The following is an 18,216-nucleotide window of genomic DNA, read 5'->3' as shown; positions in this document are numbered from 1 at the left end:
CGCTCAGCGGTAATTCTCGAACTGCAGCGGCAGCTCGAGATCTTCAGCGCGGAGCAGCTGGATCACCTGCTGCAGATCGTCCTTGTTCTTGCCCGTGACCCGCAGGCTCTCGCCCTGAATCGCCACGGTGACCTTCTTGACCTGATCGCGCACCGTTTTGCTGAGCCGCTTGGCCAGCTCCTGGCTGAGGCCTTTGCGCAGCTTCACCACCTGCTGCACGCGGTTGCCGCCCACCGGCTCCGCCGGCTGGAAATCGAAGATCTTGAGCGAGAGCTCACGCTTGACGGCCTTCTGGCGCAGCACATCGGCCACGGCTTCCAGGGTCATGTCGCTGGCGGTGGTGATCGTGAGGCTGTTCTCCTCCAGATCGATCTCGGTCTTGGAGTCCTTGAGGTCGTAGCGCTGACCCACCTCACGGCGCACCTGGTCCAGCGCATTCACCAGCTCCTGCCGATCGAAATCCGACACCACGTCGAAAGAAAAGGTGTCGGCCATGGGCAGGTGCTCGGAGCTGAAGACCTGACTTTAGGAAAGTGCTTCCGGGCGTCCCATGGCCAGGGAGAGGATGGACCGGGGAGGAGGGCTGCGCCCCTCCCCGAACCCCCTGAGCTGATGGTGATGTCTACGTCCCGGCGCCGCGTGCTGGATTCCATCGGGGGGGTGGCCCTGGGCTCCACCCTGTCGTTGTTCCTCCAGAGCGGACGCTCCCGGGCTGCAACGGCCCCTGCCCCACCGCGCAGCCTTGACGCTCTGAATCAGACCATTCGTTCCTCCTTCAGCGCCCTGAGAGGAGAGAAGGCGTTCCTGATGCGTTCGCCGACATCGGGAGCCTCGGCATCGGGAGCCCAGACGACGGCTGCCTGGGAACAGGGGCTGAATCCAAGCCAGCCCCTGTTCTGCGGCAGCAGCTTCAAGGTGTACGTGCTGGCTGAATTCCTGCGGCAGCTGGAGAGCGGCAAGGTCAGCCTGCAGGAACAGTTACCGGTGAATGATTCGGTGCGGTTTCTCAGCAGCCTGGTGCTGGAGAACGTCAGCGGCACGATTCCGGCTTCGGTGGCCCTGGAAGCCATGATCATGCACAGCGACAACACCGCCACCGACATGGTGCTCAAGCGGATCGGCGCGGACAGCGTGCGGGGCTTGATCGCCTCTCTCGGCCTGGCTGATACCCGGATCCCCACCAGCACGCGTCAGTTCTTCTCCTATCTGCTGGGAGCCCCCGCCGGCGTGGATCTGGGCTGGCAAGGGGTCAACAAAGCCCTGGAGGCCAGCGGAACGCAGACGCGGCCGATCATCAACGACCAGGAGACGATGGTGGGGTCTCCCGCGGATTTCGTCCGCTTCTATTCCAGGGCCTTGCAGGGAGAGCTGTTCCGCACCAGCAGTTCCCTGAAGGAGTTCAGGCGCATCCTGGGGTTGCCGCCAGCGATCACCGTGCTGGATCTGCCCCGCGCCCATCTGTTCCTCAAGGGCGGAAGCCTGGATTTCGCCCCCGACTATGTGATGTCGCTGGCCGGCGGCATGCGGCTGTGCAACGGCCGCTGGATCACTTTCTCCTTCCAGCAGAACTGGAAGGACACCGATCCTGCGGCCGCCAAGGCCACCCTTCAAACCTTCATCGACACGATCGCGGGCATCTTTCGGGCTGCGGCAGGGTTCTTCTCAGGCTGAGCCGCCCGGTAGAACAGAACCTCCCCCATGCGCCCCTCCCATGGACCTGCCACTGCTGTTCATGGACCTGCCGTTGCTGCTGACGGGCGAACCGAAGGCCCCCCTGGCCTGGTCGCTGGTGCTGTCGGGGGCGGTGGTGATCCTCAGCCTGGTGCCACTGGGGGCCGGGCGGGCCAACGCGGATTTCACCCCCGCCGATCTGGCCGCCCCGCGGGCCATGTTCGAGCGGCTACCGGCCTGGGGTCAAAGGGCCAGCTGGGCCCACCAGAACTGTTTCGAGGCCTTCACGCTGCATGCGCCCGCCTGCCTGCTCTGCCTGCTGGCGGCGCCGGCGATGCTGGCAGCGTCGCCGCTGCTGGCCCTGGCGGCCCTGCTGCACCCGGCGCTGCGGCTGGCGTACATCGGCGCCTACCTGGCCAACCAGCCGCTGCTGCGCAGCCTGAGCTGGGTCGGTGCCCTGCTCTGCACCGCCCTGCTCTACACGGAAGGGCTCAAGGCACTGCTGCACGCCTGAAGTCCGGGATGCTCGCCTGAAGTCCGTCCGGGCTGGTCGCCTGAAGTGCGCGCTGCCAGCCAGGGCCAGCGCTCAGCTGCCGCCCTTCTCCTGCAGCCCCTTGAGCGCGGCCAGCAGGGAGGCGGGGCTCTGGGGATCCACCATCAGCACCGATCCCCCCTTGCTCGCTGCCATCGCCTGGCCCATCGCCATCCAGTCCTTGGCGAGCAGCAGCCTCAGGCTCTCGGCGGCAGCGGGATGGGAGTCGATCACGGCGGCCAGCTGGGCGGCAGATTCGGCCCTGGCCCTGGCCAGCAGCAACTGCTGCTTGGCCTGGGCATCGGCATCAAGCAGCACCGCCTCCTGCTTGGCCTTGGCATCAAGCACCAGCGCTTCGGCCCGCCCCTTGGCGGCATTCACCTGGGCCTCTCGCTCCCCCTCGGAACGAAGAACGGCCGCCCGCTTCTCCCGCTCCGCACTCATCTGCATCTCCATCGCCTGCTGCACCCCCTTGGAGGGCTGAATGTCACGCAGTTCCACGCGGGTCACCTTCACGCCCCAGGGATCGGTGGCCTGATCGAGCTCGCGCAGCAGCACCTCGTTCACCTCGGAGCGGGTGGAGAAGGTCTGGTCGAGGTCGAGCTTGCCCATCTCCGAGCGAATCTGGGTGAGCACCAGGTTCACCATCGCCGACTTGAGGTTGTCGAGGGCGTAGTAGGCCTTGGCATGCTCAAGCAGTTGCCAGTACACCACCGCATCCACCTCGATCGAGACGTTGTCGCGGGTGATGCACTGCTGCGGGGGAATGTCCAGCACCCGCTCCTTCAACGACTCGTTGCTGACGATGCGCTCCACCACCGGCAGCACCAGCGACATGCCGGGGGTGAGCTGGCGGTCGTACTTGCCGAGGCGCTCCACCAGCATCGAGCGGCCGCCATTGGTGATCTTGACGCTGCTCACTCCGAGCACCGCCAGCAGCGCCAGCGCGGGCAAGGAAAACAGGACCTCCATGAAGGCGGCAGAGAACGGGGTGCCATCACAGTACGCAGCCCGCCCGGGCCCAGCCAGCAGACTGGGGCCGATTCGAGACTCCCCGTCATGGCATCCCTGATCTGGCTGGCGGTGGCGGCGGTGCTGTTCCTGGTGGAGGTGAGCGTGCCGGGCTTCGGCGGCTTTCTGATCGCCGCCATGGCGGCGTTGGTGGTCTCGTCGCTCACGGCGCTGCTGGGGCTGGCCCTGCCGCTGCAGCTGGGGCTGTTCGCGCTGCTCACCGTGGCGGGGAGCGCGGCGATCTGGGCCTGGTCGAAGCGGCAACGGCCAGCCCGCGATCGGATCGAAACGAGCGACCGGGCCGTGGTGATCGATGGCTTCGATGCCCAGGGGCGCGGCCGCGTGCGCTGGCAGGGGCAGAGCTGGGCCGCGGAAAGTCTGGAAGGGGAACGGCTGCTGCCGGGCGCCGCGGTGGTGGTGATGCGCCGCGTGGGAACCAAGCTGGAAGTGCTGGCCGATGGGCGCTGAGAGGTGCTCCCCAGCGCTCAGTCGAAGAACAGCAGGGTGACCACCTTGCCCATGTCTTCGGCGGTGCGGCAGCTGGCCAGCAGGGTTTCGCTGTCGTGGAAGGCGAAGCAGATCAGCTGGTCGCAGCGGCCGATGATCTCCTGGTTGCAGAGGGTGCTGGCCATCGGCAGGGTCAGGTCGTCGTGGTCGGGCTTCTCCACTAGGTGCAGCACCTTCTCCAGCTGCTGGCGCGATTCCAGCGGCTGACGCTCGAGGCTCTGGGGCAGCAGCACGGTGAGGCGCGAGGGGTCGACGCCGAGCACACCGCGGATCACGGCGGCGTTGACCCCCTGGGAGCCGGAGGTGACGAGGCTGTGGCCCTCCTGGGCCAGGGAGCGGGCCACCAGCTCCACCAGATGGATCGACACCACCGGCACGTGGCGGCTGCCGAGGATGGCGATGCGTCGCTTGCCCGTGTCCTGCAGCAGGGCCAGTTCCTGAGCCAGGGTGTCAATCCGGTCCAGAGGGGGCAGATCAAGGGACCGGGTCACCGAGCACGTGCAGCCGATGGCACGAAACTAGCAGTGCCCCTGCAGGAGCTTCAGGCGCTGATCGGCAGCCGCAGGCGATCGAACAGGCGGTCGAAGCGGCAGTGTTCCTCCACCAGCCGGATGGCGTAGGTGGCTTTGACGGATTCGTGCAAACGCACGTTGCCGAAGGCCCGCTCGATCACCTCCACGGTGGTGAGTGTGTCGTGCTCCACCTTGAGCAGGGGCACGTCGAGTTCTTCGGCGCGATTGATGAGCTGGGAGAGCGGATCGCCTGCGCCGGTGAGGATCAGGCACTGGGTGGAGGCCTCCAGGGCCGCCAGCTGGATGTCGGTGCGGTCGGCACCGGTGACCACGGCCATGTTGCGCCGGCGACGGAAGAATTCCATCGCGGAATTGACGTTCATCGCCCCGATCGAGAGTGTTTCCACCAGCAGATCGAGCCGCTCGGGGCAACAGAGCACCTTCGCGCCCAGCCGCTCGGCCAGCTCTTCCACGGTGACGCTGCGCAGCAGTGGGCTGCGGGGCAGCACGCCGAAGACCTGCAGCCCCAGACGCTCCATGGCGGGCACTTCCTCCTGCAGGAGGGTCTCGACGGCATCGGGATCCACAGCGTTCAGCACCACGCCGGCCAGGCGCTCGCCGAGCAGGTCGCGGGCCTGCAGCAGGGGATCAATGCTGCAGCTGTCGAGCCAGTGGTGCACCAGGACCACCGGGGCTTCCAGCCCGTGCGCCAGCTGCACCAGGCTCAGCCCATAGAGCAGACCTTCGCTGAGGCTGCCGGAGGCCTCCAGCAGCGTGAGCCCATCATTGGGGGCACTGAGGTGGTCGCGCAGGGCCCCGAATCCATCACCGGCGCCCAGTTCGCCCTGCAGGAGTCGCTGCCGCGCCGTGGCCGGCTCCAGCAGCTGCAGCGAAGGCAGCAGGCAGTCTGGCGCCAGGCCGAGGATGCCGCCGACGAAACGCACGTCGTCATCGATCAGGGGGGCCGATGGACCATCGCCACCGGGTAAGGGCCTGCGATCCAGCCGCAGACTGGTGGCCAGGGGTTTGCCGAAACGCACCGGCACACCCATGCGGGCTGCCTGCCTTGCCAGGCCGAGCACCAGCGCTGATTTTCCGCTGAAGGGGTGGCACGAACCGATCAGCAGAGTGCTGCTCATGGGGATGGGTTCGCCGGGGCCAGGGTCAGGCAGCAGCCTACGAGGAGACCGGTGGCGGGGCCTCGCCGAGGATCAGCCAGCGCCAGAACGATTCGGGAAGGTCGCCACCACCGCTCACGGCGCGGTCTTCCAGCAGATCCATCAACCAGCCCACCAGGTGGTGGGTGGGCACCGTGAAGCTGTAGCGGATGTCCGGTTGGTCAGGGAAGGCGAGCTCACACTGGCTCGGCTGTTGCGGGGCTACACCGGAGGTCCAGCTGAGCTCGAAGCGATGGGCCCCGTTCGGATGCAGCGGGCGCAGCCCACTCACCCGCCGGAGGGCGAGCTGATCGAGACCGCGTTGCAACCAGCCTTCACGGCTCAGTCCACCGCAATAGGGGGCGAACAAGGCCACCTGTGCAGCTTCCTGGGACAGGGTGGATGATCCTTGTGCTGGGCCCTCACTAAACACGTTGGATGTTGCCTGTCCTTAGAACAAAAAGAATGTCCTCACCTGATCGTACCGGCTGTAACAGTGGTTCGCCCACCACCGCGCAGCGATGAATGCCATGAGGTCCGCCTTGCTGCCACTGCAGGGCCGGCATGTGGCGGTCACCGGCGCCGGTGGCGCTTTCGGCAGCGCCCTGCTCCGCCGCCTCCATGGCCAGGGGGCCAGACTGCTGGCGCTCACCTCCCGGCCCACCGCCGTAGAACTCAGCGATGCCAGCGGGCAACCGATTCCGTTGTCCAGTCTCTGCTGGGGCTGCGGCGGAGAGGCGGCGCTGCGTGATCAGCTGCTGGATGTGGACATCCTGGTGATCAACCATGGCGTGAACGTGCATGGGGATCGCAGTCCCGCCGCCGTGGAGCGCAGCCTCGAGGTGAACGCGCTGAGCAGCTGGCGTCTGGTGGAGCTGTTTCTGTCTCTGCCCGAGCCTGCGGCTGATCGCCCCCGCCGCGAGCTGTGGGTGAACACGTCGGAAGCCGAACTGATGCCGGCGGTGAGCCCGCTTTATGAGATCAGCAAGCGCCTGCTGGGTCAGCTGCTCAGCCTGCGCAGCCTCGATCAGCAGGGGCCCCGGGCCTGCCGGATCCGGCGCCTGGTGCTCGGCCCCTTCCGCTCCGCCCTCAATCCGATCGGTGTGATGAGTGCCGACTTCGTGGCCGGTCAGGTGATCGCCCAGGTACGCAGAGGCATGGGGCTGGTGATCGTGACCCCCAACCCACTCACCTATCTGCTGTTCCCGCTGGCGGTGCTGATGCGACGGCTCTACTTCGGGCTCACAAGCCGCAGCATCTGAGTGGCCGGAGCGCACCGCGGCTGCGTGGCCTGGCGCATGGCGATGCCGCTCAGAAGTCGCGGTCGGTGAGGATCTCGCAACCGTCGGAGGTGACGGCGATCGTGTGCTCCCACTGGGCCGAAAGGCTTCCGTCCACCGTCACGACCGTCCAGCGGTCGCGCAGGGTGCGGCAGTGCTTGCTGCCGCCGTTGAGGATCGGCTCCACGGCGAGGGTCATGCCGGGGCGGAGCTTCACGTTGGGCAGATCCTTGGTGCGGAAGTTGAACACCGAGGGCTCTTCGTGCAGGTTGCGGCCCACGCCGTGGCCCGTGTAGTCCTCCACCACGCTGTAGCCATGGGCTTCGACGTGGTCCTGGACGGCGCCGGCGATGTCGAGCAGGGTGTTGCCGGCCTTCACCTTGGCCAGGCCCTGCATCAGCGACTCCTGGGCCACGCGGCTGAGTCGGCAGGCGTCGTCGCTGCTGGCACCCACGCAAAGGGACACACAGCTGTCGCCGTGGTAGCCCTCGAAGTAGGCGCCGGTGTCGATCTTGAGCAAATCGCCCTCGCGGATTACCCGCTTGCTGCTGGGGATGCCGTGCACCACTTCGTTGTTGATGCTCGCGCAGATGCTGGCGGGGAAGCCGTGGTAGCCCTTGAAGCTGGGGGTGGCGCCCAGTTCACGGATGCGCCGTTCGGCGTGGCGATCGAGGTCGGCGGTGGTCATGCCGGGGGCGGCCAGTTCCAGCAGTTCGCGCAGCACGGTGGCCACGATCCGGCTGGAGCGCCGCATGATGCCGATCTCGCGCGCCGACTTGATCTCCACGCCGCGACGGCTTTTCTGAATGCGGGGACCGGCCTGGGTGACCACAGAAGAGGGCGACGCCGCCGCCATTCCCACGGCCGCCCCTCCGCCGCCCTGTGCGCTCGATCCTTGGGTGGCGGCCAGCAGATCGGCGAACAGATTCATCGACGGATCCTTGACATCTCAGACTCCAAGCTACCAATTTCAACCCGGCACCTATGCAGACCCTGGCGGCGTTGCGGCGCTGGCATGCGCAGGCAGCTCCGTTCGTGCTCGCCCCCATGCTTCTCACAGCGACCACCGGCATGGGGTACCGGCTGCTGCGTGACTGGGGCGGCCTGAGCCGCGATCAGGCCCACCTCTTGATGGTGCTGCATGAAGGCGAATGGTTGGGCAGCACCGGCAAGACCTTTTATGTGGCCCTCAACGGCCTGGGATTGCTGTGGATGCTGGTCAGCGGAGGCGCCATGGTGGCCGGCAAATGGCAGCGCGCCACTGCCGCCCGGCGCCCCGCCGGGCCCGCTGCCACCAACCGCACCGGCGGCGACGCTTCCGAGGGGGGCGGATGACCCGGTAAAGTCGCTGTTTGCTCAGGCGTGAAGGAAGCCGGGATGGCAGCGGAACTCATCGAAGACAGCACCAGCGAGACGAGCACTCCCGAAGCGGGCACCGCTGCGGCAGCGCCTGCGGTCCGCACCGGCAAGCTCAGCGCCTACGAGCTGATGCGCACATTCGAGGCGGAGCAGCTCAAGAGCGACCTTCCCGAGATCTACGTGGGCGACACCGTCCGTGTGGGCGTGCGCATCAGCGAGGGCAACAAGGAGCGCATCCAGCCCTACGAGGGTGTGGTGATCGCCAAGCGCCACGGCGGCCTCAACGAAACCATCACCGTGCGCCGGATCTTCCAGGGCATCGGCGTGGAGCGTGTGTTCATGCTGCACAGCCCTCAGGTGGCCACGATCAAGGTGGAACGCCGGGGTAAGGTGCGTCGTGCCAAGCTCTTCTACCTGCGCGATCGGGTGGGCAAGGCCACCAGGGTCAAGCAACGCTTCGACCGCTGATCCCGCGATTCCCATCGTCTATCCAGGTGTCGCCCTGCGGCACCTTCTGAGGGTCATCGCCTTGCGCCGTTAGTTCAGTTGGTAGAACGCAGGTCTCCAAAACCTGATGTCGGGGGTTCAAGTCCTCCACGGCGCGCTCGATGACCCTTCCTGCACTTTTCTGGTTCCGGACATGGAGTTGGATCTACAACCCGGTGATGTGGTCAAGGTTCTTGAGTCGGCCGCACTGGGCTGGGTACGGGCTCGGGTGATCCGGGTCAAATCCGGAGGCCGTGTGGTGGTTCAGAGCGACCAAGGTCGGGAATTCACCGCCCGTGGCAACCAGGTCCGTCTCATTGAACCTGCTGGCTTTCGCCCCTGAGCGCGCGGATCTTTTTCGTTCGCCGCTGATTGCTTCAAGCCGCCGGCCATGCTGATTCTTGCGGCCAGCAATGGCCACAATCTCACTCTCGCTACACGTGTGGCCCAGGAAGCAGAGCTTCAGGGCCACTCTTTTCATGTGATGGATCTGGTCGATCTCGGCCTGCCGCTCTACAGCCCAGCGGCCGAGGTGGCCGGCGGCGGCGCCCACCCTGGGGTAGATGCGCTGGCCCACCAGCTGCGCTCCCTGGGGCGGCTGTGGGTGTGCGCGCCCGAATACAACGGCTCCCTGCCGCCCACGCTCAACAACGCCCTCGCCTGGCTGTCACGCAGCAGCGATGATTTTCGCGAGCTGTTCAACGGCCTTCCTGTGGCTCTGGCCACCCACAGCGGCGGTGGCGGTCAGAAGGTGCTGAGCGCCATGCGCCTGCAGTTCGCCCATCTCGGCTGCTCAGTGCTGGGGCGGGAGCTGCTGAGCACCGGCCAGAAGCCCGCCAACCCTGCCTCCATCAGCGCGATGGTTGCAGAGTTGCACCGTCTGGCGCCTGCCATCGCATCGGCTGGTTGACGACGGGACCGGCGGCAACTGATACTGCCGAGGTCGCCGACGCGACAGCGCACCCCGCACGGGAGCCCGGCCCAGCCGAGCCACCAGTACGGATGAACTGGGACTGTAGTTCAATCGGTTAGAGCACCGCCCTGTCACGGCGGAAGTTGCGGGTTCGAGCCCCGTCAGTCCCGTTTTCAATTCATCCCATCCACCAGGAGTGAACGCATTGACGGTGAGGGTTCGTCTCGCTCCCAGCCCTACCGGCACGCTTCACATCGGCACAGCCCGCACGGCGGTGTTCAACTGGCTCTTCGCGCGCCACCTCGGCGGTGCCTTCCTGCTCCGCATCGAGGACACCGATCGCGAGCGCTCCAGGCCCGAATACACCGCCAACATCCTCGACGGCCTGCGCTGGCTGGGCCTGGACTGGGACGAGGAGCCGGTGATCCAGAGCGAGCGCATCGAGGCGCATCGCGCCGCGATCCAGCAGCTACTCGCCAGTGGGCACGCCTACCGCTGCTACGCCAGCGAGGCGGAGCTGGCGGAGATGCGGGAGGCTCAGGCCGCCGCCAAGGAGGCCCCCCGCTACGACAACCGCCACCGCAACCTCAGCCCGGAGCAGGAGCAGGCCTTCATCGCCGAAGGGCGTGAAGCGGTGGTCCGTTTCCGCATCGATGACGGCGCCACGATCGTCTGGAACGATCTGGTGCGCGGCGAGATGCGCTGGAGCGGCAGCGACCTGGGCGGCGACATGGTGATCGCCCGGCGCGCCCCGGCTGATGCCATCGGCGACCCCCTCTACAACCTGGTGGTGGTCGTCGACGACGCCGCCATGGCGATCAGCCACGTGATCCGCGGCGAAGACCACATCGCCAACACCGCCAAGCAGTTGCTGCTCTACGACGCGCTGGGCCTGGCCGCGCCGGAGTTTGCCCACACGCCCCTGATCCTCAACGGCGAAGGCCGCAAGCTCTCGAAGCGCGATGGGGTCACGTCGCTGAGCGAGTTCCGAGAGCTGGGCTACACCGCCGATGCGCTGGCCAACTACATGACCCTGCTCGGCTGGTCGCCGCCGGAGGGCATGGGGGAGCGCTTCAGCCTGGCCGAGGCGGCACCGGTCTTCGGCTTCGAGCGGGTCAATCGCGCCGGCGCCCGCTTCGACTGGGACAAGCTCAACTGGCTGAACGCCCAGGTGCTGCATGGCCTGCCGGCCGAGCAGCTGCTGGCTATGCTGGCGCCGCGCTGGCGGGCCCAGGGGTGGAGCGCCCCCTCAGGGGAGGCCGGCTGGGAGCTGGAGCTAGCCGCCTTGCTGGGCCCCTCCCTGGTCACGCTGCAGGACGGCGTCGAGCAGGCCCGGCCCTTCTTCGAGCGTCCCAGCCTCAACGACGAAGCCCGCCAGCAGATCGAGAGCGAAGGGGCCAGGGCGGCCCTGGCGGCAGTGCTGCAGGCACTGGAGCCTGCGGATCCCGCCCAGCTGGCCCACCAAGCACTTGATGCCGATCAGGCCAAGACCCTGCTGGGGGAGGCCGCCAAGACAGCCAGCGTGAAGAAGGGCGTGGTGATGAAGAGCCTGCGGGCAGCCCTGCTCGGCAGCCTTCAGGGCCCCGATCTCGTGGCCACCCTGCTGCTGCTCCAGCCCGGCGGCGAGGCCGTCGCTCGACTGCAGCGCAGCCTCTGAAATTGGCCAGCAGCGGCGCTCACGACCAGGCCCGCTCAGACCGAGGGGCCAGCCAGCGCCCTCAGCCTCCGGCTCCACCCGGCTCAGCGGCTACTCAGCCAACGCTTCATCAGAATCAGCCACCCGATCACCTGCCGGCTCCACCAGGCCCAGCCGCCGGGCCAGGGCTGCGGCGGTGAACCCCTGAATCCCCACCGTGAGGAGGATCGTGAGGAACACGAGGCCCTTGAGAGCGCCGCCGCCCGGCACTCCGGCTTCGTCGAGCCGGAGGGCGAACAGGCTGGCCACGGCGGCGGTGACGATGCCGCGCGGGGCGATCCAGCTGAGCATGAGCTTTTCGCGCCAGCCGAGCCCGGGCAACCCCAGGCCAGCCACCTGGATCACCGGCCAGCGGCAGAGCATCAGCACCAGCACGCAGGCCACGCCACCCAGCCCCAGCGGGCTCAACTCCGACCAGGACAGATCGGCGGCCAGCAGCGGGAACAGCACGGTGATGGCCAGCAAGGCGAGTTGCCGGATCAGCTCATCGAGCTGACTGGCCCCACCCTCGAGCCTCAGCCCCACCACCACCCCGGCACTCACGGCAGCCGGTAATCCGGATTCGGGCAACAGGGTTTCGCAGCCTCCCACCAGCAGGAACAGCACGCCGAGGCTGAGCTGCAGCGCCAGGGCATCGAGCACCTCGGAGCCTTGCAGCAGACGGCGCAGCAGCTCAGAGAGCAGCCACCCCGCCAGGCTGCCGATCAGCACACCGCCACCCAGCCGCAGCACCAGCCGACTGGCCACCTCCTGCCAGCTGCCGAGATCACCGATGGCGAGCTGCAGCAGCAGCAGCGCCAGCACGGCGCCCAGCGGTTCGAGCGCGAGCCCTTCGGCTTCGAGCACATTGGCGAGCGAGGGCAACAGGCGCATCTGCTGCACCATCGGTGTGACCACGGTGGGGCCGGTGGCGAGCGCGATCGCCCCGAACACCAGAGCCAGCGGCCAGGACAGACCGGCCAGCAGGTGGGCCAGCAGCACCGCCGCCAGGAAGCCCAGCACGGCCCGCACCAGCACCACCTGCACAACGGTGCGCTGCAGGTCGCGGCCCGCCAGCCTCAGATTGAGGCCGCCATCGAACAGGATCAGGCCCACCAACAGGCTGACCAGTGGCTCCAGCACCGGCCCCAGCGCCTCGGTGTCCACCAGGTCGAAGCCGGCCCTGCCGATCACCAGGCCCACCGCCAGCAGCAGCACCACCGCCGGCAAACGGCTGAGCTGGGCCAGCAACTGGGCCATCGCCCCGGCGAAGAAGGCCTCACCCCAGATCAGCTCCAGCCTGCTCAAGCGGCCCCGGACAGAAGGAGAGCGATGGCCTTGGGCGGCGTGATCACAGTGGCTCTGCGCGGCGTGAGCGCGGTGGCGACTGCAGACCTCCGGTGCGGGAGGCCCCGGGCCTGTTCAGGCGGGCTGGGACGCGCTGCAACCATGGGGATCATCGGGAAGCGAATTCCGGCACGATGCGGATCCCCACCACAGAGCTGGGACGCAGCACCAGGTATTCCCCTTCAAGGTCGTTGATCGGCACATTCACGAAGGCATCGCCGTTGCTGCCGTTGAGCACGCCGCCGTACCACTGCTGGAACGCGTCGAGCGTGGCGAAATGGATGATCTGCTGGTGACCGCCGAGCAGCAGCAGATGAATGGTGTAGCGGCGGGGTTGGCGTTGGGATTGGGAGTCCATGGCGTGCGCGTGCGGGAAGCGACCGGTGGCTCCGCAGGAGACGGCCGTGGGCCACAGCCCCGGGGGCTGGCGGAAATCTAAAGCGCCCGACGAAGCATCACTCCTGGATGCATCGCACGTGCAGACGACGGGTCACCGCAAGCGGTGGGCGATTGGGAGGATCGGGTCCGGCAGGCCGCCCTGTGGTGGTTCCAGATGGCAGGCTGAGGCGCAGCTGAGGGTGGGGCAGGACGTGGCCAAGGCAACGAAGAATTCGGCTGAGAGTGGTCCGGCTGAAGCAGGTTTGCCTGGGAGTGGTTCACCAGAGAATGGTTTGCCTGGGGCCGGCCCAGCCCCCAACGCTCCGGCCGATCACCGGTCGGTGGGGGAGCAGCGGCCCCTGCTGCTGCTCGTGGACGGCCACTCGCTGGCCTTCCGCAGCTTCTATGCCTTCGCCAAAGGCGGTGAAGGGGGCCTGGCCACCCGCGATGGTGTGCCCACCAGCGTCACCTATGGCTTTCTCAAGGCTCTGCTCGACAACGTGAAGGGCCTCACCCCCCAGGGCGTTGTGATCGCCTTCGACACCGCTGAGCCCACCTTCCGCCACAACGCAGACGCCGCCTACAAGGCACACCGCGACGAAGCGCCCGAGCACTTCTTCACCGACCTGGCCAACCTGCAGGAGATCCTTGCCGGCGCCATGGATCTGCCGCTGTGTATGGCGCCCGGCTACGAAGCCGATGATGTCCTCGGCACCCTCGCCAACCGGGCCGCAAACGACGGCTGGCGGGTGAGGATCCTGAGTGGCGATCGCGATCTGTTTCAGCTGGTGGATGACGAGCGGGACATCGCCATCCTTTACATGGGGGGAGGACCTTACGCCCGCAACGCCGGCCCGCAGGTGATCCGCCGGGAGGGGGTGATCAGCAAGCTCGGGGTGACGCCGGAGGAGGTGGTGGATCTCAAAGCGCTCACCGGCGACGCCAGCGACAACATCCCCGGCGTCAAGGGTGTGGGCCCCAAGACAGCCATCGTGTTGCTGCAGGCCCATAACACCCTCGATGGCATCTATGCCGCCCTCGACCAGCAGAAGGGAGCGCTCAGAGCCAAGCTGGAGGCCGACCGGGACAACGCTTTCCGCTCGCGCATGCTGGCCGAGATCCTCGTGGACATCCCGCTGCCGAGCGAACCACGCCTGGCCCTCGGGTCCCTCGACCGGGACGCCCTGGCCCAGCGGCTCGAAGAGCTGGAGCTGCACAGCCTGGCCCGCCAGCTGGAGGCCTTCGAACGGGTGTTCTCCGGAGCTGCAGCCAGCGGCCGCGCGAAGGCTCAGACCACAACACCCAGCAGCAAAGCCAGCGGAACGGCCAGCGCAGAACCCGCCGCGGCCACCCCCTCAGCATTCGCCGGTGAACCAGCGGAAAGAGGCGGCCACGGCCAGGAGCCACGGAGCAGCAGCTCGGCTTCAGGCGACCACCCGCCTGCCGGCGCCGGGGGGCCTGAATCTCTCGCTGGCTCCCTCTTGCCGGTGCTGGAGCCCCAGCTGATCGCCACCACCAGCGCGCTGGCGGCCCTGGTGGAGCGGCTTCTGGCAGCCACAGATCCAACGGCACCGATCGCGCTCGACACCGAAACCACCGCACTCAACCCCTTTCAGGCGGAGCTCGTTGGGGTGGGGCTGTGCTGGGGAGACGGGCCTGCCGATCTGGCCTACATCCCGATCGGACACCAACCCGCAGTGGCCGAACCCGCCGCCGATCTGCTCACGGCAGCGGAACCAGCGACCGACGCCCCTGCCCAGCTGCCGCTGGCGGCGGTGCTCACCGCGCTGGCTCCCTGGCTGGCCAGCACGGCCCATCCCAAGGCCCTGCAGAACGCCAAGTACGACCGGCTGGTGCTGATGCGCCACGGGCTGGAGCTGGGCGGCGTGGTGATGGACACCCTGCTGGCCGATTACCTGCGCGACGCCAACGCCAAACATGGCCTGGAGGCCATGGCCCTGCGGGAGTTCGGCTTCAGCCCCACCGGCTACACCGACCTGGTGGCGAAGGGGCAGACCTTCGCCTCGGTGCCGATCGCCGCAGCCGCGCTCTATTGCGGCATGGACGTGCACCTCACCTGGCGCCTGGGCCGGCTGTTGCGGGAGCAGCTGGAGACCATGGGCCCCCGGCTCCTGCCCCTGCTCGCCCAGGTGGAGCTGCCGCTGGAACCTGTGCTGGCCCAGATGGAGGCCACCGGCATCCGCATCGACACCGCCTACCTGGCCGAACTCAGCGCGGAGCTGGGCGAGCAGTTGCACCGCCTCGATGGTGAGGCCAAGGCGGTGGCCGGCGTTGATTTCAACCTGGCCTCCCCCAAGCAACTGGGGGAACTGCTGTTCGACACGCTCGGACTCGACCGGAAAAAGTCCCGAAAGACCAAGACCGGCTGGAGCACCGATGCCGCCGTGCTCGAGAAGCTCGAAGACGACCATGCGGTGGTGCCGCTGGTGCTGGAGCACCGCACCCTCAGCAAGCTCAAGAGCACCTACGTGGATGCCCTGCCCCTGTTGGTGGAGGCGGAAACGGGCCGTGTGCACACCGATTTCAACCAGGCGGTAACCGCCACCGGCCGCCTGTCGAGCAGCAACCCCAACCTGCAGAACATCCCGATCCGCACCGAATACAGCCGACGGATCCGCAAGGCCTTCCTGCCCCAGGAGGGCTGGCACTTGATCAGCGCCGATTACTCCCAGATCGAGCTGCGCATCCTCACCCACCTCTCCGGTGAGGAGGTGCTGGTGGAGGCCTTCCGCAACGGCGATGACGTGCATGCCCTCACCGCCCGCTTGTTGCTGGACACCACCGAGGTGAGTGCCGCAGAGCGGCGACTGGGCAAGACGATCAACTTCGGCGTGATCTACGGCATGGGTTCCCAGCGGCTGGCCCGGGAGACCGAACTCAGCCCCAGCCAGGCCAAGGAGTTTCTCGGCAAGTACAAGCAGCGCTATCCGAAGGTGTTCGCTTTCCTGGAGCTTCAGGAGCGGCTCGCCCTCAGCCAGGGATACGTGGAAACGATCCTGGGACGGCGGCGGCCCTTCCCGTTCGATCGCAATGGGCTGGGCCGCTTGCTGGGCAAGGATCCCTTCGAGATCGATCTGGAGGTGGCGCGGCGGGGCGGCATGGAGGCCCAGCAGTTGCGAGCCGCGGCCAATGCGCCGATCCAGGGCTCCAGCGCCGACATCATCAAGCTGGCGATGGTGACGCTGCAGCGCACCTTGGAGCAGCTGGCACTGCCGGCCCGGCTGCTGTTGCAGGTGCATGACGAACTGGTGCTCGAAGCGGCCCCTGACGCACGCGAGCAGGTGGTCGCCACCGTGAAGGCCACGATGGAGCAGGCGATTCAACTGAGCGTGCCCCTGGTGGTGGACACCGGCTGGGGTCCGAACTGGATGGAAGCGAAGTAGGCGAGGGCGGGGCGAACAGCTCCACACAGTCGGCGGCCTAGGTTCGCGCACACGGCCCCTGGCCAACCACTGCCTTTCTCCTCCGGCCCCGGGCCGGCATGCCTCTTGACCCTGCGGCTCACCAACACCCTCACCCGCCGCCTCGAGGCCTTCGAGCCCCTGGTGCCGGGTCAGGTGTCGATCTACTGCTGCGGAGTCACGGTCTACGACCTCTGCCACCTGGGGCACGCCCGCAGCTATATCGCCTGGGATGTGCTGCGCCGCTATCTGCAGTGGCGGGGTTATGCGGTCACCTTCGTGCAGAACGTGACCGACATCGACGACAAGATCCTGGCCCGCGCCGCCGCCGAAGGCAGCTCGATGGAGGCGGTGAGCGAGCGCAACATCCGCGAGTTTCAGACGGACATGGCCGCCCTGGGGATCCTGCCGCCCGACCGTCTGCCCCGGGCCACCCGCTGCCTTGACGGCATCCGCCGGATGATCGCGGAGCTGGAGGCCAGCGGCGCGGCCTATTCCGCCGATGGCGACGTGTATTTCTCGGTGCTGAAGAAGGCCGACTACGGCAAGCTCAGCGGCCGCAGCCTCGACGAGCAGCAGGAGGGGGCCAGCGGCCGCATGGGCGAAGCGGAAGAGGCCCGCAAGCAGCACCCCTTTGACTTCGCCCTCTGGAAAGGAGCCAAGCCGGAGGAGCCCAGCTTCCCTTCCCCCTGGGGGCCGGGGCGGCCCGGCTGGCACATCGAATGCTCCGCGATGGTGCGCCAGGAGCTGGGCGACACGATCGACATCCATCTGGGCGGAGCCGATCTGATCTTTCCCCACCACGAAAACGAAATTGCCCAGTCGGAAGTGGCCACCGGCCAGGCGCTGGCGCGCTTCTGGCTGCACAACGGCATGGTGAACGTGGGCGGCGAGAAGATGAGCAAGTCGCTCGGCAACTTCACCACGATCCGGGCCCTGCTGGACGGCGGCACCACACCGATGACCCTGCGCCTGTTCGTGCTGCAGGCCCACTACCGCAAGCCGCTCGATTTCACTGCCGCAGCGCTGGAAGCGGCGGCCACCGGCTGGAAGGGGCTCAATGCGGCCCTGCTGGTGGGGGATCAGCACGCTGCCTCGCTCGGCTGGGCTGCCGCCGCCCCGGCAACCGCTGCCACGGGGATGGCCCCCCAAGCCGACGCCGACCCTGCCGCTCCGCTGGGAGAGGCCCGCCAGCGCTTCATCGACGCGATGGACGACGACCTGAACACGTCCGCCGCCCTGGCGGTGCTGTTCGAGCTGGCGCGGCCCCTGCGCTCGCTCGCCAATCGGCTGGAGCGGGGGGATGCCGCCGCCGCCCCGGACGACCTGCGAGAGCGTTGGCTGCTGCTGCAGGAGCTCAGCACTGTGCTGGGTCTGGTGGCGGAGCGGCCCGCCGCAGGGGCGACAGCACCCGGCGCGGACGGACCCAGCGAAACCGAAATCCAGGCGGTGATCGAGGCCCGCCGGCTGGCCAAGGCCAGCAAGGATTACGCCACCGCCGACGGCCTGCGCGACCAGTTGCGCCGTGCCGGCATCGAGCTGATCGACCGCCCTACCGGCCTCACCGAGTGGATCCGGAAGTAAGCGGCCCCGAACGCCTACGGCATCGGAATCGGCAGGCTTGAAATGGGCCCGCTTGGGATCGGCTGGCCCGGCTCCATGGTCAGCTGGAGCGGCTCAGGAATCAGCTGGCGGTGTGGGCCCTTTGCCCACCATCAGCTTCTCGATCTTGCGGATCCGCCCCAGGGTGGTCTGCCACACCTCCTGACGGAAGGGGTCGTCGGCCGGGCAGGCGGCCACCAGCGCCTCGATGTCCTCCTGGCGCTCGAAGGCGTCCCAGAGCTCCCGCTCCAGGCGGGCCCGCTCGATGAAGTTCCAGCGCTTGAGCCAGAGCACGGAACACCGCGGCAAGTGCGTTCAGTGTGACGCGCTGCAGACCCAGGCCGTCTGCCCTGCAGCTGGCAAT

The 18,216-nt window shown here is 67.6% G+C and carries 20 protein-coding genes and 2 tRNA genes; 13 read left to right on the top strand and 9 right to left on the bottom strand.

Translation table 11 applies throughout. From position 1 onward, the window contains the following. Window positions 1-3 precede the first annotated feature (3 nt). Complete coding sequence (locus tag ACWJI3_RS11870; RefSeq protein ID WP_094513087.1) at window positions 4-495, bottom strand: YajQ family cyclic di-GMP-binding protein; 492 nt, start codon at window positions 493-495, stop codon at window positions 4-6. Between the two features lie 123 nt (window positions 496-618). Here ACWJI3_RS11870 and ACWJI3_RS11865 point away from each other — a divergent pair, with 123 nt between their 5' ends. Together ACWJI3_RS11865 and ACWJI3_RS11860 are read left to right on the top strand one after the other, a co-directional pair. Beyond that, a complete protein-coding gene (locus tag ACWJI3_RS11865) occupies window positions 619-1,671 on the top strand; it encodes a serine hydrolase (protein ID WP_480203798.1) in 1,053 nt (350 codons plus the stop codon). A gap of 40 nt (window positions 1,672-1,711) precedes the next feature. After that, entirely contained in the window at window positions 1,712-2,185 is a 474-nt protein-coding gene (locus ACWJI3_RS11860; RefSeq protein ID WP_399220329.1) for an MAPEG family protein, read from the top strand. Window positions 2,186-2,257: 72 nt separating this feature from the next. Here ACWJI3_RS11860 and ACWJI3_RS11855 read toward each other — a convergent pair whose 3' ends face one another. After that, window positions 2,258-3,175 carry an SPFH domain-containing protein gene (locus ACWJI3_RS11855; protein ID WP_094513085.1) on the bottom strand — a complete coding sequence of 306 codons (918 nt, stop codon included), beginning with the start codon at window positions 3,173-3,175 and terminating at the stop codon, window positions 2,258-2,260. Window positions 3,176-3,262: 87 nt separating this feature from the next. On the opposite strand from ACWJI3_RS11855, the gene ACWJI3_RS11850 reads away from it, so the two are divergent. Next, window positions 3,263-3,682 (top strand): NfeD family protein, encoded by a 420-nt coding sequence (locus ACWJI3_RS11850; RefSeq protein WP_094513084.1) that lies wholly within the window; start codon window positions 3,263-3,265, stop codon window positions 3,680-3,682. A gap of 17 nt (window positions 3,683-3,699) precedes the next feature. On the opposite strand, the gene ACWJI3_RS11845 is transcribed toward ACWJI3_RS11850, so the two are convergent. From ACWJI3_RS11845 to ebsA, 3 genes are read right to left on the bottom strand one after another with little or no spacing between them, the layout of a single operon-like run. After that, on the bottom strand, window positions 3,700-4,212 hold the full coding sequence (locus tag ACWJI3_RS11845; protein ID WP_094513083.1) for a DNA recombination-mediator protein A: 513 nt from the start codon (window positions 4,210-4,212) through the stop codon (window positions 3,700-3,702). 50 nt (window positions 4,213-4,262) lie between these two features. Next, window positions 4,263-5,372, bottom strand: a complete 1,110-nt coding sequence (locus ACWJI3_RS11840) for a phosphotransacetylase family protein (RefSeq protein WP_094513082.1) — start codon at window positions 5,370-5,372, stop codon at window positions 4,263-4,265. A gap of 37 nt (window positions 5,373-5,409) precedes the next feature. After that, window positions 5,410-5,766, bottom strand: a complete 357-nt coding sequence (gene ebsA / locus ACWJI3_RS11835; protein WP_233133032.1) for a type IV pilus biogenesis protein EbsA — start codon at window positions 5,764-5,766, stop codon at window positions 5,410-5,412. A gap of 154 nt (window positions 5,767-5,920) precedes the next feature. Here ebsA and ACWJI3_RS11830 point away from each other — a divergent pair, with 154 nt between their 5' ends. Continuing rightward, on the top strand, window positions 5,921-6,652 hold the full coding sequence (locus tag ACWJI3_RS11830) for an NAD-dependent epimerase/dehydratase family protein (RefSeq protein WP_255141179.1): 732 nt from the start codon (window positions 5,921-5,923) through the stop codon (window positions 6,650-6,652). Window positions 6,653-6,701: 49 nt separating this feature from the next. Here ACWJI3_RS11830 and map read toward each other — a convergent pair whose 3' ends face one another. Next, window positions 6,702-7,601, bottom strand: a complete 900-nt coding sequence (gene map / locus ACWJI3_RS11825; protein WP_255101301.1) for a type I methionyl aminopeptidase — start codon at window positions 7,599-7,601, stop codon at window positions 6,702-6,704. Between the two features lie 116 nt (window positions 7,602-7,717). Here map and ACWJI3_RS11820 point away from each other — a divergent pair, with 116 nt between their 5' ends. From ACWJI3_RS11820 to gltX, 7 genes are all read left to right on the top strand, one after another. Beyond that, on the top strand, window positions 7,718-8,005 hold the full coding sequence (locus tag ACWJI3_RS11820; RefSeq protein ID WP_480203797.1) for a peptidase: 288 nt from the start codon (window positions 7,718-7,720) through the stop codon (window positions 8,003-8,005). 42 nt (window positions 8,006-8,047) lie between these two features. Next, window positions 8,048-8,497, top strand: a complete 450-nt coding sequence (gene rplS, locus ACWJI3_RS11815) for a 50S ribosomal protein L19 (protein ID WP_094513430.1) — start codon at window positions 8,048-8,050, stop codon at window positions 8,495-8,497. Between the two features lie 63 nt (window positions 8,498-8,560). Further along, window positions 8,561-8,633 (top strand) — tRNA-Trp (locus ACWJI3_RS11810). A gap of 36 nt (window positions 8,634-8,669) precedes the next feature. Continuing rightward, window positions 8,670-8,858, top strand: a complete 189-nt coding sequence (locus tag ACWJI3_RS11805) for an SH3 domain-containing protein (RefSeq protein WP_006043540.1) — start codon at window positions 8,670-8,672, stop codon at window positions 8,856-8,858. Window positions 8,859-8,906: 48 nt separating this feature from the next. Further along, window positions 8,907-9,425, top strand: coding sequence for an NADPH-dependent FMN reductase (locus ACWJI3_RS11800; RefSeq protein ID WP_480203796.1), 519 nt, complete (start codon window positions 8,907-8,909; stop codon window positions 9,423-9,425). A gap of 99 nt (window positions 9,426-9,524) precedes the next feature. Then, window positions 9,525-9,598: transfer RNA gene (locus tag ACWJI3_RS11795), tRNA-Asp, on the top strand. 35 nt (window positions 9,599-9,633) lie between these two features. Further along, window positions 9,634-11,085 (top strand): glutamate--tRNA ligase, encoded by a 1,452-nt coding sequence (gltX, locus tag ACWJI3_RS11790; RefSeq protein WP_480203795.1) that lies wholly within the window; start codon window positions 9,634-9,636, stop codon window positions 11,083-11,085. Between the two features lie 90 nt (window positions 11,086-11,175). Here gltX and ACWJI3_RS11785 read toward each other — a convergent pair whose 3' ends face one another. Further along, window positions 11,176-12,363: a cation:proton antiporter domain-containing protein gene (locus tag ACWJI3_RS11785; RefSeq protein ID WP_480203932.1), complete on the bottom strand. Its 1,188-nt coding sequence runs from the start codon at window positions 12,361-12,363 to the stop codon at window positions 11,176-11,178. Window positions 12,364-12,559: 196 nt separating this feature from the next. Then, entirely contained in the window at window positions 12,560-12,808 is a 249-nt protein-coding gene (locus ACWJI3_RS11780) for a hypothetical protein (RefSeq protein WP_094513077.1), read from the bottom strand. A 313-nt stretch (window positions 12,809-13,121) separates the two neighbouring features. Here ACWJI3_RS11780 and polA point away from each other — a divergent pair, with 313 nt between their 5' ends. Both polA and cysS read left to right on the top strand, forming a co-directional pair. Beyond that, window positions 13,122-16,232: a DNA polymerase I gene (gene polA / locus ACWJI3_RS11775; protein ID WP_480203794.1), complete on the top strand. Its 3,111-nt coding sequence runs from the start codon at window positions 13,122-13,124 to the stop codon at window positions 16,230-16,232. A 105-nt stretch (window positions 16,233-16,337) separates the two neighbouring features. After that, complete coding sequence (gene cysS, locus ACWJI3_RS11770) at window positions 16,338-17,834, top strand: cysteine--tRNA ligase (protein ID WP_480203793.1); 1,497 nt, start codon at window positions 16,338-16,340, stop codon at window positions 17,832-17,834. Between the two features lie 93 nt (window positions 17,835-17,927). Here cysS and ACWJI3_RS11765 read toward each other — a convergent pair whose 3' ends face one another. Continuing rightward, window positions 17,928-18,146, bottom strand: a complete 219-nt coding sequence (locus ACWJI3_RS11765; protein WP_094513074.1) for a hypothetical protein — start codon at window positions 18,144-18,146, stop codon at window positions 17,928-17,930. Between the last annotated feature and the right edge of the window lie 70 nt (window positions 18,147-18,216).

This window comes from Marcopretia estuarina LEGE 06307 (genome assembly GCF_056633115.1).
This window is presented reverse-complemented; position numbering and strand designations above follow the sequence as displayed.

Excerpts from the sequence above, each read along its gene's own strand:
- ACWJI3_RS11865 (WP_480203798.1), top strand. The coding sequence starts at position 619 with ATGTCTACGTCCCGGCGCCGCGTGCTGGATTCCATCGGGGGGGTGGCC.
- ACWJI3_RS11850 (WP_094513084.1), top strand. The coding sequence starts at position 3,263 with ATGGCATCCCTGATCTGGCTGGCGGTGGCGGCGGTGCTGTTCCTGGTG.
- ACWJI3_RS11830 (WP_255141179.1), top strand. The coding sequence starts at position 5,921 with ATGAGGTCCGCCTTGCTGCCACTGCAGGGCCGGCATGTGGCGGTCACC.
- ACWJI3_RS11840 (WP_094513082.1), bottom strand. The coding sequence starts at position 5,372 with ATGAGCAGCACTCTGCTGATCGGTTCGTGCCACCCCTTCAGCGGAAAA.
- ACWJI3_RS11820 (WP_480203797.1), top strand. The coding sequence starts at position 7,718 with ATGCTTCTCACAGCGACCACCGGCATGGGGTACCGGCTGCTGCGTGAC.
- rplS (WP_094513430.1), top strand. The coding sequence starts at position 8,048 with ATGGCAGCGGAACTCATCGAAGACAGCACCAGCGAGACGAGCACTCCC.
- ACWJI3_RS11855 (WP_094513085.1), bottom strand. The coding sequence starts at position 3,175 with ATGGAGGTCCTGTTTTCCTTGCCCGCGCTGGCGCTGCTGGCGGTGCTC.
- ACWJI3_RS11800 (WP_480203796.1), top strand. The coding sequence starts at position 8,907 with ATGCTGATTCTTGCGGCCAGCAATGGCCACAATCTCACTCTCGCTACA.
- ACWJI3_RS11860 (WP_399220329.1), top strand. The coding sequence starts at position 1,712 with ATGGACCTGCCACTGCTGTTCATGGACCTGCCGTTGCTGCTGACGGGC.
- ACWJI3_RS11870 (WP_094513087.1), bottom strand. The coding sequence starts at position 495 with ATGGCCGACACCTTTTCTTTCGACGTGGTGTCGGATTTCGATCGGCAG.
- ACWJI3_RS11780 (WP_094513077.1), bottom strand. The coding sequence starts at position 12,808 with ATGGACTCCCAATCCCAACGCCAACCCCGCCGCTACACCATTCATCTG.
- ACWJI3_RS11785 (WP_480203932.1), bottom strand. The coding sequence starts at position 12,363 with ATGGCCCAGTTGCTGGCCCAGCTCAGCCGTTTGCCGGCGGTGGTGCTG.
- ACWJI3_RS11805 (WP_006043540.1), top strand. The coding sequence starts at position 8,670 with ATGGAGTTGGATCTACAACCCGGTGATGTGGTCAAGGTTCTTGAGTCG.
- map (WP_255101301.1), bottom strand. The coding sequence starts at position 7,601 with ATGAATCTGTTCGCCGATCTGCTGGCCGCCACCCAAGGATCGAGCGCA.